The 14,962-nt window shown below is 71.2% G+C and carries 9 protein-coding genes; 4 read left to right on the top strand and 5 right to left on the bottom strand.

From position 1 onward, the window contains the following. Nucleotides 1–14: 14 nt before the first annotated feature. Nucleotides 15–3,740: an AAA family ATPase gene (locus tag DQ384_RS20290; RefSeq protein ID WP_114030437.1), complete on the bottom strand. Its 3,726-nt coding sequence runs from the start codon at nt 3,738–3,740 to the stop codon at nt 15–17. 26 nt (nt 3,741–3,766) lie between these two features. After that, the gene (locus DQ384_RS20285; RefSeq protein ID WP_147268841.1) at nt 3,767–4,492 is read right to left on the bottom strand and encodes a hypothetical protein; all 726 of its coding nucleotides are present in this window, start codon (nt 4,490–4,492) and stop codon (nt 3,767–3,769) included. A 255-nt stretch (nt 4,493–4,747) separates the two neighbouring features. Here DQ384_RS20285 and DQ384_RS20280 point away from each other — a divergent pair, with 255 nt between their 5' ends. After that, nucleotides 4,748–5,716 carry a pirin family protein gene (locus tag DQ384_RS20280; protein ID WP_114030435.1) on the top strand — a complete coding sequence of 323 codons (969 nt, stop codon included), beginning with the start codon at nt 4,748–4,750 and terminating at the stop codon, nt 5,714–5,716. Between the two features lie 137 nt (nt 5,717–5,853). Here DQ384_RS20280 and DQ384_RS44210 read toward each other — a convergent pair whose 3' ends face one another. Then, entirely contained in the window at nt 5,854–5,946 is a 93-nt protein-coding gene (locus DQ384_RS44210) for a DUF3631 domain-containing protein (protein WP_220183045.1), read from the bottom strand. A 40-nt stretch (nt 5,947–5,986) separates the two neighbouring features. Here DQ384_RS44210 and DQ384_RS20270 point away from each other — a divergent pair, with 40 nt between their 5' ends. The 3 genes from DQ384_RS20270 (at nt 5,987) to DQ384_RS20260 (ending at nt 10,674) form a co-directional block, all read left to right on the top strand. Next, nucleotides 5,987–6,736, top strand: a complete 750-nt coding sequence (locus tag DQ384_RS20270; RefSeq protein ID WP_114030434.1) for an SDR family NAD(P)-dependent oxidoreductase — start codon at nt 5,987–5,989, stop codon at nt 6,734–6,736. 176 nt (nt 6,737–6,912) lie between these two features. Next, nucleotides 6,913–8,172 carry a nucleotide sugar dehydrogenase gene (locus DQ384_RS20265; RefSeq protein WP_114030433.1) on the top strand — a complete coding sequence of 420 codons (1,260 nt, stop codon included), beginning with the start codon at nt 6,913–6,915 and terminating at the stop codon, nt 8,170–8,172. 102 nt (nt 8,173–8,274) lie between these two features. Further along, the gene (locus DQ384_RS20260) at nt 8,275–10,674 is read left to right on the top strand and encodes a hypothetical protein (protein WP_147268840.1); all 2,400 of its coding nucleotides are present in this window, start codon (nt 8,275–8,277) and stop codon (nt 10,672–10,674) included. A 6-nt stretch (nt 10,675–10,680) separates the two neighbouring features. Here the strand turns inward: DQ384_RS20260 and rfbB are convergent, their stop codons facing one another. After that, complete coding sequence (gene rfbB / locus DQ384_RS20255; protein ID WP_114030431.1) at nt 10,681–11,667, bottom strand: dTDP-glucose 4,6-dehydratase; 987 nt, start codon at nt 11,665–11,667, stop codon at nt 10,681–10,683. A 166-nt stretch (nt 11,668–11,833) separates the two neighbouring features. Beyond that, nucleotides 11,834–14,731: a DUF4082 domain-containing protein gene (locus DQ384_RS20250; RefSeq protein WP_245966632.1), complete on the bottom strand. Its 2,898-nt coding sequence runs from the start codon at nt 14,729–14,731 to the stop codon at nt 11,834–11,836. Between the last annotated feature and the right edge of the window lie 231 nt (nt 14,732–14,962).

The following is a 14,962-nucleotide window of genomic DNA, read 5'->3' as shown; positions in this document are numbered from 1 at the left end:
TCGCCGGAGACGCTTCAGCGTGGATGTTGGTCGTCCGGTCGGGGTCCGGGGGAATGGTGGTCGTTCGGGTCGTAGCCGAGGAGGCGCATGGCGGCTTCCGGTTCCATGGCGGCGGCGAGCAGTTGTGCGCGTTCCACGGCGCGGTTTCGGGTCTCCTCGGCTCGGCGGCGGGCCGCCTGCTGTCCGCGGACGACCATGACGGCGACGACCCCGCCCACGAGCAGCAGTACCAGTCCGGCGAGCATCGCCGCGATTCCGCTCGTCGACGGACCCGCCATCGCCTCGCCGCCGTCGGCGGGCGTCGAGCCTCCGAACACCGCGACCCCGGCGAGGACGAACAGCACGAGCGCCGCGGCCGCCCCGAGCGCCATGACCACGGGCCTGACCGGCCGCGGCCCCGTCGACGACATCCCGTACTGGGCCCCATCACCCGGGAGCGAACCGCCGACCGGCGCGGTCGCGGGCCGAGACGAACCGGTTGGGGGCGAGCCGGGCGGCACGGGACCGGTCGGGGTCGAGGCGTGCGGGAGCAGGGGCACGGGGCTCTGGCCTGAGGAGTCCCGGCCCGGGGAGTCCTGGCCCACGGGGGTGTGGAAGGAGGGGCCGTGAACCGAAGGGGTGGGGTTTGTGGAGGTTGGGTGACCTTGATCGTGTTCTGTCGCTGGTGGGGCGGTTCGAGGGTCTTCGGGACGCCAGGGGATGAGGTCCGGTGAGCCGCCGTCCGCCGAGTGCGGAGTGACGTCGGGGTACGCCGCCCGGTCCTGGATGTGGCCGCCAGGAGGCGCGAACGAGGGACCGGTGAGCGGGACGCCGCCCAGGCCGTATGCCCGGGGAGTCCCGGCCGTTCCCCCGCGCGCGTCGACGGGCTGGGCGACCTGGGGGTCCGTGCGGCTGACCGCAGGCGGGCCGCCGTAAGGCCATGCTCCCTGACCCGCGTACGGCCCGCTCGCCGTTCCGCCGTTCCACCCGTTGCGCTGATCGCCGTAAGGTCCGCCGGTCTGCGCTGGGGTGGGGTACGCGTGCGCTCCCCCGTTCTGAGGTGGGGCCGTGTACCCCTGTGGTCCGACCGTCTGTGGTGGGACCGAGTACCCGTGCGCTGCGCCGTTCCCAGGTGGAGCCGCGTACCCCTGTGGTCCGCCGGTCTGGGGTGGCACCGGGTATCCGTACGTGCCGCGGTTCTCAGGGAGGGCCGGGGAGCCGTACACGCCGCCGTTCTGAGGGAGGGGTGGGTGGCCGTAAGACCCGCCGTTCTGGGAGTCGGCCGGGTGTTCGTGCGGGCCGGCGTTGTCCGGGTGGCCCGGGGGGAGCAGTTGGCCGGGGATGGTTTGAGGCGCGGGGGCGGGCCAGGACGACGAGGAGGTCTGCCAAGGGGACGGAGAAGGGGGCCACGGGAGGGGGGAGGTCACGGGGCTGTGGCTGTGGTGGGCGGCGGCGGCGAGGTCGTGGTAGGCCTCCAGCTGCTCGTAGAAGGCGTCCGAGGCGTAGACCGTGCCGTCGACGAGCGGCCCGCGCGTGCGCTCGATCACGGCGATGACGTCGTCGCCGTTGAGCGTCTTGTGCTGCTCCAGCGCGTGCGCGACGGACAGGATCTCGCGCCGGTTCTCGCGCAGCAGTTCCTCGGTCCGCTCCAGCAGCCGGGCGAGGTTGAACTCGATGCGCTCGGCGAGCGTGTCGGGCGCCCCCGCCCCCGCCGGCTCCTCGGCGGAGCCGGCGCCGCGGGACGACGGGGCGGCCTTGCCGTCCCGGATGCCGAGGAGTTGCAGCGCGGGAAGGTGGGCGACGCCGACGCCCATGCCCCAGTACGCCTCCATGTGCCCGGTGACGGTGGTGGCGTGCTCCAGGTCGCCGGAGACGCCGGAGGAGTTGTCGTCGCCGAAGAACATGCGCTCGCCGGCGAGGGAGGCGAGCGAGACGATGATGTCGGACTCGTACTCGCTGCGCCAGCGGGTGAACTGGTCCTCGGGCTTGATGCTGGACACCATGCCGAGGTAGTCGGCGCCCTTCTCGATGGTGGCGATGTCGATCTCGAGGTGGAAGCGGGTGCGGTAGGCGGCGACGGCGTGGCAGGCCTCGTGCACGGCGACGGCGTGGCGTTCGCGCTCGATGTACTCGACGTCCTCGGGCGGCCCGAGCTGCTTGAGGCGCTTGGCGATCATGACGTCGCCCCAGGTGATGACCTCGCGCCCGGCCCGGATGGCGGTGATCAGCGACTCGTTGACGAGGTCCTTGATGGTGGCGCCGGTGGCGTAGGGCGTGATGGTGGCGAGCTTGTCGATCTGATCGGGGGTGAGCTGGTGGCGCACCTTGTCGAAGTACCCCTGGTAGGTGCGGACGCGCCCGGCCTTGGACGGGTAGCCGACCTTGTAGATGCGGTCGATGCGGCCGGGCCGCAGCAGCGCCTCGTCCAGCGAGTTCGGCATGTTGGTGGCCATCATGACGAGGATGCGGTACTTCGGCGGCGGCTTGGGCCGCATGCCGAGCAGCCGCCGCACGTACCGGTTGACGAAGCCGCGCGGTTTCTTGAGCCCGGACAGCTCGGTGAGAAGCGCCTGGAGCGTGCCCAGGTCGCCGCCGCCGGCGCCCATGCCCATGCCGGCCACGACGCGGTCGCGGCGCGAGCCCTCCGTGGCGGCCCCGGCGGACGCGGTGAGCGCGTGCCGGGTGAGCAGGGCGCGGGTGTCGCCGGACAGATAGCTGAAACCGTGGCATCCGCCCCCGGAGAAGGCGGCCGTCCCCGAGAAGGCTCCGCCGGGCGGTCCCTGCTGGGCGAGCGCGCCGCGCCTGCCCAGGGAGTCGGCCTCGTCGAAGAAGACGATCACGCCGCCGTAGCGCAGGGCGAGCTTGCGCAGCTTGCGGAACAGCGACTTGACCTTGAGCACGCCGATGCCCATGAACATGTTGATGAACGCGCCTGGGTCGACGAAGACGTACGGCTTGCCGGTCTCCCCGGCGACGGCCTCGGCCATCAGGGTCTTGCCGGTGCCGGGCGGCCCCCACAGCAGCAGTCCGCCCGGCACGTACCCGCCCCTGGCCTCGATCTCGCCGGGCCTCTCCAGGAAGACGATGTTCTCCTTGACCCGTTCGACGACGTGGTCCTGCCCCCAGACGTCGGAGAAGCGGGTCTTGATGTCGTCGGGGTAGTAGGTCTCGATGCCGCCTCTGGACAGGAACCAGAAGAGCCCGACGAACTGGACCATCACGAAGACGAAGCCGAAGGCGAGCTGCAGCCCGTACGGCAGGACCTGCCAGAGCAGGGCCGGCGCCTCGAACAGGGCGATGGCCGGCGAGACGTCGAGGATCTGACCGAGGACGAGCGCGAGCAGGGCGATCCAGAACAGCCACTTGAGCGCCCTGGCGATCCGGTAGCGGTTCCAGTCGCTGAACCGCCGGCGGGTCCAGCGGTCGAATCCTCCGAAGACGCTCCGGCTCCAGAAACGGTGGTAGCGGGCCGAGCGTTCGCTGACGAGGAAATGGACCTGCCGCAAAGCCTCGGCGGCGACGAGGCACAGGACGATGGTCCCGCCGCCCTCGGCGGCGATCGTGCGGGCGGAGTCGGCGAAGGTGGAGATGCCCTCGAAGCCGGCCAGGTGGTGCCAGACGAGGACGAGGAAGGCCGTCGCCAGCACGAGCAGGATCTTGATCCGGTCCCACAGCGCCATGGTGGCCCTGGTGGTGGAGTCGGGCCCGGAGTCGGGAGCGCGAAGGCCCGTGGGCCGCTCAGGCGCTGGGGCGTATGTCATCGGGGCTCCTCACAGGTCCCCCGGTGTCAGCCGGGGATTCGCTTGACCTTGAAGGACTGCGCGATCCTGCCGATCTCGTCGCCGCGGGTGCGATAGCACATGGCGGAGCAGCGGATGAGCATGACGGATACGCGACTGCCGTCGGCGGCGAGGTAGGCGGTCTGGTCGAAGGTCTGCACCGGGCCTCCGAGGACCTTGAAGTTGTACACCACGTGGACGCCCCGCACGCCGTCCTTTGGTGGCAGCACCTCGTCACTGAGGAGTTCGAAGTTCTTGTAGGGGTAGCCGGGAAGCTTCTCCAACTGGTCGCGAAGGTCGGCGGTGAGCGCGACGGGCAGCATCGCCGCGTTGCGCAGGGTGTCGAGGGAGGCCTTGTCCTGCTGGGTCTTGGTGAGGGTGGAGACCATGGCGAAGACGAAGGGCTCGTCGGAGCCGCCGGCCGGGTCGTACAGGTGGTCGGCGGAGGGCCGGCTGAACGCGTCGTAGCCGACGGTCCAGGAGAGGCGTTTTCGGAGCTGGGCGGTCGCGGTGGTCATGTCGCCGAAGAACTCGCGGTCCAGTGCCCGCTGGTCGACCTTCCGCCAGGAGGCCGGGACCTTGAAGTAGCTCTGCCCGTCGCTGCCCATGACGTACGTGAAGTCCGCGCCGCCACAACCGGCCGACAGGCCGGCCATCAGGGCGGCAAGCACGGCGGCCGTGACGCGGGCCGCCGCCGTGGCGGTCAGCCGTGACCCCACCCGCGACTTTTCCACAGGGGGCTTACCTCCGCTTTGCGGGCCAACACGGAGGTTGTGCCCCTTTTCGGGTCGTCGTCCCGCCCAGCGACTGTGGAAATCTTGACCAAATCTTGCCGGAAAATTAGCTCGACTTGTTACACACGCGCGAGTCGCCTCGGCCGTGGAATAGTTGCGTCGTCAACTTCTGTTGTGAGGAGTATTCTACGCCGGAGCGGCGCCACCGGGAGGCCCATCCTCGCGGCCCACGCCGTCATCCCCGAAGGAGGGACCATGCCCGCCGTAACCGCTGACACCCTGACCCTGCCGCGCGTGGCTGCGTCGGCGGACGCCGTGGCGCGTCCCGTGCTGGCCGTGACCACCGCGCCGAGCGGATTCGAGGGTGAGGGTTTCCCCGTCCGCCGGGCGTTCGCGGGGATCAACTATCGGTACCTGGACCCGTTCATCATGATGGACCAGATGGGTGAGGTGGACTATCAACCCGGGGAGCCGAAAGGGACCCCGTGGCATCCCCATCGTGGCTTCGAGACCGTTACCTACATCATCGACGGGATCTTCGACCACCAGGACTCCAACGGCGGTGGCGGCACCATCACCAACGGCGACACCCAGTGGATGACGGCCGGCTCCGGTCTGCTCCACATTGAGGCGCCGCCGGAGCACCTCGTCATGTCGGGTGGTCTCTTCCACGGTCTGCAGCTGTGGGTGAACCTCCCGGCGAAGGACAAGATGATGGCCCCGCGGTACCAGGACATCCGCGGCGGCCAGGTCCAACTGCTGACCTCCCCCGACGGCGGCGCGCTGCTGCGCGTCATCGCCGGTGAGCTGGACGGCCACGGCGGTCCCGGCATCACGCACACGCCGATCACGATGATCCACGCGACGCTGGCGCCGGGCGCGGAGATCACCCTGCCGTGGCGCGAGGACTTCAACGGCCTCGCGTACGTGCTGGCCGGACGCGGGTCGGTGGGCGCTGAGCGGCGTCCGATCCACCTGGGCCAGACCGCTGTCTTCGGCGCCGGCTCCTCGCTGACCGTCCACGCGGACGAGAAGCAGGACTCCCACACTCCGAACCTGGAGGTGGTCCTCCTCGGCGGGCAGCCCATCCGCGAGCCGATGGCGCACTACGGCCCGTTCGTCATGAACACCCGGGAAGAGCTTCAGCAGGCGTTCGAGGACTTCCAGAAGGGGCTGCTGGGCACGATCCCGGCCGTGCACGGGATGTCCGAGGGCGGACTGTAGGGCTCGCCAGGACCATATACGGACGAGTCCCGCCAGGAAGGGACGGGACTCGTCCGCGCCTGCCGCCTGGTTCAGTTCGTCCTGATCGCGTTGGCAGGGGGACAGGCCGGAACAGCCCACGGCTTCAACGCCGTCGCTCAGGGCTGACTCCGCTCATCCTGGCCCACCTCGTTGCGCGTCATCGCCAGGCAGGCGGCACGCGCCTGGGCGGGCCAGTGCCCGCCTGCCAGGCTGAACGGGGCGCGGGGCGGGAGCGGCTAGTCTGCCCCCATGCCTACCGCACTCATCACGGGCGCGACCGCCGGCCTCGGCGCCGCCTTCGCCCGCAGGCTCGCCGCCGACGGCTTCTCGCTGGTCCTGGTCGCCCGCGACGACAAGCGCCTCGACGCGACGGCCCGCACGCTGCACCGCAGGTACGGCGTGCGGGCCGACGCGCTCGCCGCCGACCTGTCGGGCGAGAAGGGCGTCGCGGCCGTGGAGGAACGGCTCGGCGAGGGCGTCGACCTGCTGGTCAACAACGCCGGTTTCGCGCACAGCGGCGCGGCCCTGGAGGTGCCTGTGGCCGAGGAGGTCACGATGCTGCGCGTGCACTGCGAGGCGATGCTGCGGCTCACGCTGGCCGCGCTGCCGGGCATCCGGGCGCGCGGGCGCGGCGGCGTCATCAACGTCGCGTCGGTGGCGGCCTTCATCGCCGACAGCACCTACAGCGCGTCCAAGGCGTGGGTGGTGAACTTCAGCGCGGGGCTGGCGGCCAAGGTGCCCGAGCCGCGCGTGCACGTCATGGCGCTGTGCCCCGGCTTCGTGCGGACGGAGTTCCACGAGCGGGCGTCGATCGACACCTCCGGCATCCCCGACTTCCTGTGGCTGTCGGCCGACCGGGTGGTGGACGCCGCCATGCGCGACTTCGCCCGCGGCGTGACGGTCAGCGTTCCCGACGCGCGGTACAAGGCCATCTCGGCGATCGCGCGGCACGTGCCGCTCGGCGTGATCGACCGCGTCTCCTCGCTCATCGGCCGCTGAGGCCGCGCGCCCCGCGCGACACCCAGGCGCCTTCGCGGCATCGTCCGGACATCACCGCAGGTCATCACCGGTTCTACCATCACGCGGGCGACACGCGCGCACGCGGCGAATGATCGTCGCGCCGCGCGCGTACGCCTACAGTCGGGCCACGTAGCCGAACTACGGGGGGTCCTGACGTGGGCGACAAACTGGTGGTGGTCGGACAGGGATACGTCGGCCTGCCGCTCGCCATGCGCGCGGTGGAGGCGGGGTTCGACGTCGTGGGGCTCGACGTCGACGCCTGGAGGGTCAAGCGGCTCAACGCCGGCGAGTCCTACATCGAGGACGTCGGCGACGACGTGCTGGCGGAGGCGCGCGGCTCCGGCCGGTACCTCGCCACCACCGACTACGCGCGGGCGGCGGGCTTCGACGTGTGCGTGATCACGGTGCCGACGCCGCTGCGGGAGGGCGTCCCGGACCTGCGGCACATCACCGAGGCCGGCCGCTCGATCGCGCCGTTCGTCCGGCCGGGGGCGACGGTCGTCCTGGAGTCGACGACGTACCCGGGCACGACGGAGGAGCACCTGCGCGGCGTGCTGGAGGAGGGCTCCGAGCTGCGCACGCCCGAGGACTTCTCGCTCGGGTACAGCCCCGAGCGCATCGACCCGGGCAACCCGCGCTGGCGCCTGGAGAACACGCCGAAGATCGTCTCGGGCATCGACCCGGCGTCGCTGCGCAAGGTGCGGGACTTCTACGAGCGCATCGTGGAGCACGCCGTCCCGGTGTCCTCCCCCCGGGTGGCCGAGCTGTGCAAGCTGCTGGAGAACACCTTCAGGCACGTCAACGTGGCGCTGGTGAACGAGCTGTCCATCTTCGCCGAGCAGCTCGGCATCGACGTGTGGGAGGCCATCGACGCGGCCTCGACCAAGCCTTTCGGCTACATGCGGTTCACGCCGGGGCCGGGCGTGGGCGGGCACTGCCTGCCGATCGACCCGTCGTACCTGTCGTGGAAGGTCAAGCGCAGCCTGGGGCACAACTTCCGGTTCGTCGAGCTCGCCAACGACATCAACGACCACATGCCGGACTACGTGGTGCACCGGCTCTCGCTCGCACTGAACCGGCAGGGCAAGCCGGTGCTGCGCAGCAAGATCCTCGCTCTCGGCCTGGCCTACAAGAAGAACACCGGCGACATCAGGGAGTCCCCGGCGATCGAGGTGGTCAAGGCGCTGATCAAGCTCGGCGCGGAGGTCAAGGCGGCCGACCCGCACGTGGACGCCCACCCGTTGCCCGGCGGGCTCACGCTGGTCGAGGCGACGGCCTGGGAGATGGCCCAGGCGGACGTGGTGGTCGTCCTCACCGACCACGAGCGCTTCGACTACGAGATGGTGCAGCGGGCCGCCGCGTACGTCTTCGACACGCGCAACCGGTGCAAGGGTCCCAACGTCGAGCGCCTGTGACCCCGCGGGCGGATGCGGCGGGGGATAAAAGGCCGGTAAGAAGATCGCCGCCTGAGGGCGTCCGGGGCCGTTCCGGCAGGTCAGGACCCCTAGCTTTCGCCCATGACGACGAATCCGCCGGCCGGCGCCACCGCGCGCGGCCGGATCGCGCCGGCCGGTGGTCCCTCACCGGCCGGCACCGCGGCGCCGCCGCGGCCCGCGCCCTCGGGCTCCCCGGCCGCGCCTGTCTCCCGGCGAGGACGCCTGGGAGGTCCGGCGCGCCGCCTTCTGACCTCCCGATGGGTACCCGGCGTCGTGGCGGGCGGCTTCCCCCTCCCGGTGCTCGCCCACTACGGCGTCTCGGTTCGGGACCTGGCGTTCTTCTGCGTCTACCTGGCCGTGTGCGTCGCGGTCCCCGGCACGCTGCTGGCGCGGGCCGCGTACCGGGGACGCCGCACGCTGCCCGAGGACCTCGCGCTCGGCCTCGCGACCGGCTACGCCGCCGAGGTGCTCGCCTACATCCCCGCGAGGGCGCTCGGCGCGCCCCTGCTCGTCCTGGCGTGGCCGGTCTCGGTGTACGCCGCGTTCCTGCTGGTCCCCCGGCTGCGCCCCTTCTGGAGGACGCGCCCGCGCCGGGACGTCCCGCCGTGGCAGAGGTGGTTCTCGGCCGGGACGGTCGTGTACCTCACCGGGTGGAGCGCCTTCATCTGCTTCCGCGTCACCGCGCCCACCTGGCCGGAGGCCGGCTGGTCCCACGTCGACCTGCCGTTCCACCTGTCCCTGGTAGGTGAGCTGAGGAACCACATGCCGCCGCAGCTCCCCATCGTCGCCGGGGAGCCGCTGAACTACCACTGGTTCGCCTACGCGCATCTGGCGGCGTCGAGCTGGATCACCGGGGTGGAGCCGCTGACGCTGGTCACCCGCCTGTCCGTGCTGCCCATGCTGGTGGCCTTCGCGGTCATCGTCGGCATGACGGGCCGGCGGGTCATCGGCTCGGCGGCCGGGGGCGCGATGGCCGTGGCCGGGACGCTGCTGGTGGCGGCGCCGAGCCTGTACGCGAACGCCAACGGCCTGATGCGCTGGACCGGCGTGCTGCACGTGCCCTGGAACAGCCCGACGCAGACCTTCGGCGCCCTGCTGTTCGCACCCGTGATGCTGCTGCTCGCGGACCTGCTCGCGCGGCCGGGAGGCGGCCGTGCCCGGTGGGCGCTGCTCGCCGTGCTGCTGGTGTCCGTCGCGGGGGCCAAGGCTCCGTACCTTCCCCTGCTCGCGGCGGCCCTGGCGGTGGTGACGGCCGCCGAGGCGGTGCGGCTGCGCCGTCTCCCGCGCGCCGCGCTCACGGCGCTCGGCATGACGGCGGCCGCCCTGGCGTTCGCGCAGGTCGTGCTGTTCGCCGGGGCCCGGCAGGGAATGACGATCGACCCGCTGTCGGTGGTCCGCGCGACGTGGGCGGAGCTGGCGGGACGGCAGGCCACCGCCGGGCTGGTGGCCGGGTTCGCCCTGGTGTTCGTGACGTGCTGGGGCGTGACGTGGTGCGGCGCCCTCGGGCTGCTCGCCCGGCCCCTGCTGCTCCTGCGCCCCGCCGTGACGCTGATGCTCGGCCTGTCTGCGGCGGGGGCCGCGCTGATGCTGCTGCTCGGCAGCGCGGGCGACCTCAACCAGGGGTACTTCCTGCAGTCGTGCTACCCGTACCTGGCGGTGCTCGCCGCGTACGGCCTGGTCACCGCCGTGCGCGAGGGCCGGCCGGGCATCCGGCCGATCATCGTCGCGGCGGTCGCCGGGACGGCCGTGGCGGGCCTGGTCCGCGTGGTGTGCGGCGTCCAGGTCCCGCTGCCGCCCGGAGAGAGGAGCGTCGGCCTGTTCCTGCCCTTCGCCGTCCTGCTCATCCTGATCGGCACCGCGTCGCTGGTGGCCGCGTCCCTGACGGAACCGAGGCGCGCGGCCGCCTGGGCACTGCTGGTCGTGGCGGTCTCGGCGGCCGGCGTGCCCGCCGCCTGGCAGGCGCGCGTGCTGAACCATCTCAGCCACGGCGCGGACAGCAACCTGAACGCGGCCGATCACCCCACGCCCGAGCAGGTCCCACGCGGCGCGCTGCGGGCGGCGCGGTGGCTGCGCGCGCATTCGGGGCCGGGCGACCTGGTCGCCACGAACGCGCACTGCCGCTGGGGGTACGACCGGCCGTGCGACAGCCGCCACTTCTGGGTGTCGGCCCTGACCGAGCGGCGCGTGCTCGTGGAGGGCTGGGCCTACACCGCCGCCAACCTGGACCGGGGAAGGCCGGACCTGCCGTTCACCGAGCGGCCCTTCTGGGACGCCGCGCGTCTGCGGGCCGGCGACGCCGTCTTCGAGGCGCCCTCGGCGCGGGCGGTCGCGACGCTGCGCGAGCGGTACGGCGTGCGCTGGCTGGTCGCCGACGAGCGGCTCCTCCGCCGCCCGGAGGCGGTCGGGCGCTTCGCGTCCTTCCAGGTGCGCTACGGCGACTACGCGGTCTACCGGATACCGGACCGCCCCCCGGGCCCGTGAGGGCCGTCAGGCACGCCCTCCCGAGCGGCGCCTCAGCGGCCGCCACCACGCCTGGTTGGCCCCGTACCAGCGCACCACCTCGTCGAGCCCCTGGTCGAACCCGGCCAGGGGCTCGTACCCGATGGACCGGATCTTCCCGCCGTCGACGGCGTACCGGCGGTCGTGCCCGGGCCGGTCCTCGACGTGGTCGACCAGGTCCCAGCCGGCGCCGCAGGCGTCCAGCAGCCGGCCGACCAGCTCGCGGTTGGTGAGCTCGACGCCGCCCCCGACGTTGTACACCTCGCCGGGCGACCCCTTCTCCAGCACGAGCTGGATCGCCCGGCAGTGGTCGTCGACGTGCAACCACTCGCGGACGTTGAGCCCGTCGCCGTACAGCGGCACGCGCACCCCGTCGAGCAGGTTGGTGACGACCAGCGGGATGAGCTTCTCCGGGTACTGGTAGGGGCCGTAGTTGTTGGAGCAGCGGGTCACCCGCACGTCCAGGCCGTAGGTGCGGTGGTAGGCGCGGCACAGCAGGTCGGCGCCCGCCTTGGCGGCGGAGTAGGGCGAGTTGGGCAGCAGCGGCTCGTCCTCGTCCCAGGCGCCCTCGGCGATCGAGCCGTACACCTCGTCGGTGGAGACCTGCACGACGGTGCGCACCCCGGCGTCCAGCGCCGCCTGCAACAGGGTCTGGGTGCCGAGCACGTTGGACACGACGAAGTCCGCCGCCCCGGTGATCGAGCGGTCGACGTGGGTCTCGGCGGCGAAGTTCACCACCACGTCGTGCCCGGGGACGACCCCGGCGGTGACGCGCGGGTCGGCGATGTCGCCGCGGACGAACGTGAAGCGCGGGCTCGCGGAGACGGGGGCCAGGTTGGCCGGGTTGCCCGCGTAGGTGAGCTTGTCGAGGACGGTCACCCGCGCGTCCTCCAGCCCGGGGTAGGCGCCGGTCAGCAGGGCGCGCACATAGTGGGAGCCGATGAACCCGGCCCCGCCGGTGACGAGGATCTTCACACGCTCACCTTCATCTCGCCCGCGTCCCTCCGCCGAGCCGGCGACGGGCCGCCCGTCCCGATCATGACGGGCTCAACCTACGCCGGGGCGGACCCGCGGGCCCGCGCCCTCCCCCGCCTTTGCCGAAACGCGTTCGACACCTTGCCGTGCCCAGGGGTGGGCGCCGTCAACTGGTGCTGAAGAGCACGTCGACCCAGTAGTTGGTCATCTGGAAGGTCTGGGTGGGGAACACGTTCGTCGCGCTGTACGCGTAGACGCCGTTCGGCCCGTCCGTGCCGCTCGCGAGGGCGGTCAGCGGGGCGTTCACGTACGCCGTGGTGAAGTACGGCCGGTTCGTCGCGTAGTTCCCCGACGGCGCGAGGTAGGACGCGACGTAGGTCGTGCCGGCGGTGATCGGGACGGGGTTCGCGAAGGTGACCTGCTGCCAGCCGGACGCGGTCTCGTTGGTGAAGGTGGCGCTGGCCAGGAGCTGGCCGGTGTTGCTCCACAGGCTTCCGATGTGCGTCCCGGTGTTCCCGGCCCCCTTGTAGAACCGGATTCCCTTGATCACGCCGTTGACCGACGACGTGAACTTCACTCCGAGCACCACCGACTTGGGGTCGGGCCAGGACGTGTTCGCCGGGATCGTCGCGTCGTTCCACAGGCTGCTGGTCGTGGCCTGCTGTACGAAGATGACGTCCGTCCAGTAGTTGGTCGCCTGGTAGGTGCTCGTCGGGAAGGTCGTGGTCGTCGCGTACGTGTACACGCCGTTGCCGCCGTCGGTGCCGTTCGCGAGGGCGGTGAGCGGCCCGTTCACCACCGCCTGGGTGAAGTACGGCGTGTCCTTCGCGTACATGCCCTGCGGGGCGAAGTACGACGCCACATAGGTGGTGCCGGGGGTCACCTGCACGGGTGTCGAGAAGGTCACCGACTGCCAGCCGTTGTTGGTCTCGTTGGTGAACGTGGCCCGCGCGAGGAGCTGCCCGGTCGAGCTCCACAGGTTGCCCACGTGCGTGCCGGTGTTGGTCGAGCCCTTGTAGAACCGGATGCCGTTGATCGTGCCCGCGGCCGTGGTGGTGAACTTCACCCCGACCTCCACCGATTTCGGGTCGTTCTGCGCCGCGATGGCAGGCACCGTGCTCGGGGACCAGATGGAGTTGGTGAGGACCACGTTCACGTTCACCGAGGCCGGCACCGGCTGGATGTTACCGATGTCGTCGATCGCCCGCGCCATGATCGTCGCCGGTCCGGCCACGGTGGGCGTCCAGGTGTACTGCCAGGTGTCGCGCCCGATCGCCTGCCGCCAGGTCGCGCCGCCGTCCAGCGACACCTCCATGGCCGCCACGACGCCGCCCCCGGTGTCGGTGGCCGTTCCCTGGATGACGGTGGACACGCCGCTCAGCAGGGACACGCCGCTCGCCGGGCTCGCGATCGTCGCCACGGGAGGCGAGGTGTCCGTCGAGGGGGTGGCGATGACCAGGCCGGGCTGGATGCTCGCGGGCTGCGCCCCCATGTCCGCCAGGACGTTGACCGTGAACTGCTGCATGTTGATGTCCGTGGGAGTGCCCGGCCGGTCGTGGACGGCGTCCAGGCCCCAGGACCACTGGGTGGTGCCGGTGCCCAGCACGAGCGCGCCGCTGCTGTGCTTGTAGAGGGTGAGTTTGTTGGTCGCCACTCCGGCGCCGTAGACGCTGCCATAGTTCAGCAGATACCGATTCGGCAGGACGACCGTGGTCGAGGACATGTCCACCAGCCCGGGCGGCCGGGTCGGGTTGTCCGGCGCCTCGTCCCATTCGTAGCCGAGCACACCCGCGGGGAACGTGATCATCTGCCCGGGTTGCAGGTTGGCGACGCTGGTGTTCTTCCACTCTCGCAGGCTCGCGACATCGGCCGGGACGGTGGTCGCGTCGCTGGCGATGCCGTTGACCATGAAAAGGGTGCCGGTCAGGGCGTTCTCCGGCCGGCCGCCGTCCGACGGCGGGGAGAAGCGCGGGTCGCGCCAGGTGCCGGTCCACTGCGGGCTGGGATCGATCTTGGCGTTGGCCAGCGTCTCCTTGTAGCAGACCATCGTGCGGAACGGTGTCGACGTCCCGTCGATGCTGGGCTCCCACCGCGTCTTCCAGAAGATCTCGTTGCCGGAGAAGAAGGCGAGGTTGACCCCGTTGTTCCGGGCGTTCTCCACGTTGCTGCGCATGTCGTTGGACCAGTACTCGTCGTGGCCCACCGACAGGAACGTCTTGTGCTCCAGCAGTTCGGCCGGGCGCGAGGCGGTGTCGGTGCCGGTGGTGTAGCTGACGTCGTAGCCGTTGGCCTCCAGCCAGCGGACCATCGGGTACTCGGAGTTGTAGAAGAAGCTCTGCGGCGAGACGTTGGGGTCGCGGGTGAGGAACGGCCGGTTGTAGCTGACCTTGTAGGCGCGGCCGGCGGGCTGGCCGGCGTACAGGCTGTTGCCGCCGTAGGTGTTGTAGGCCTGCCAGGTGGCGTCGGAGGTCTGCACGAGCAGGGTGGACCCTCGCGCGTCGTCCCGCACGACGAAGATGATCTGGCTCGCCCCACCGGTGTCCTGCCGTACCAGTTTGGCTATGTAGACGCCGGAGACGGCGGTCGCCGGCACCGCCCACGAGGCCGAGACCGCCCAGTTGCCGCAGTCGACCAGCCCGGTCGACGCGTCGCTCACGCAGGTCGGCTGTGTCTGCGGCAGGGGGACGGACGGGAGGACCGTCGCGATCTGCCGCGCGCCCATGCCGCCGTAGTAGCCGATGCGGTAGATGTCCAGGCGGTAGTTCGACGAGGTGGTGGCGATCTTGAAGTTCACCGTCTCGCCGTGGTTCACGCTCATCTGGGTGGCGTAGCCCTGGATCGAGGGATCGCCCGCGCCGACGATGTCCCACTGACTGGGAGGGTTGCCGGGCAGGCTGTTCTCCAGGCAGATGACCGAGGTCGGCGGGCAGGCGGCCCGGCCCCGGCCGTACCCGTCGTGCGAGGCGGGCGTCACGGCCCACGCCGCTCCGAGCGGGCCCGACGTGGCGAGGACGACCGCCTGGAAGGCGACCAGCGCCCCGCGAAGCATCCGACGCCAGGACATCGGCATTCCACCATGATCCGCCACGAACGCTCCCCCTGCGACGATCCGTGGCCGCCCCGCGCGCCACGCGAAGCCCGTGAGCATGAAGGACGGACACGAAAAGCTCGGGCTTTCGGCAGGATCGTAAGCTCCCACGCCAGGGTGAACGTCGATGTACTTTCCGTGTCGAGGCAGGTCAACCGATGTTTATCGGTACCACTCCGGCCCTTGACCGCGGCGCCGGAGTTCACC

Source organism: Sphaerisporangium album (assembly GCF_003323745.1).
GTDB classification, from domain to species: domain Bacteria; phylum Actinomycetota; class Actinomycetes; order Streptosporangiales; family Streptosporangiaceae; genus Sphaerisporangium; species Sphaerisporangium album.
Note: the sequence above shows the minus strand (reverse complement) of the source record. Positions and strands in the feature narration are given on the sequence as shown.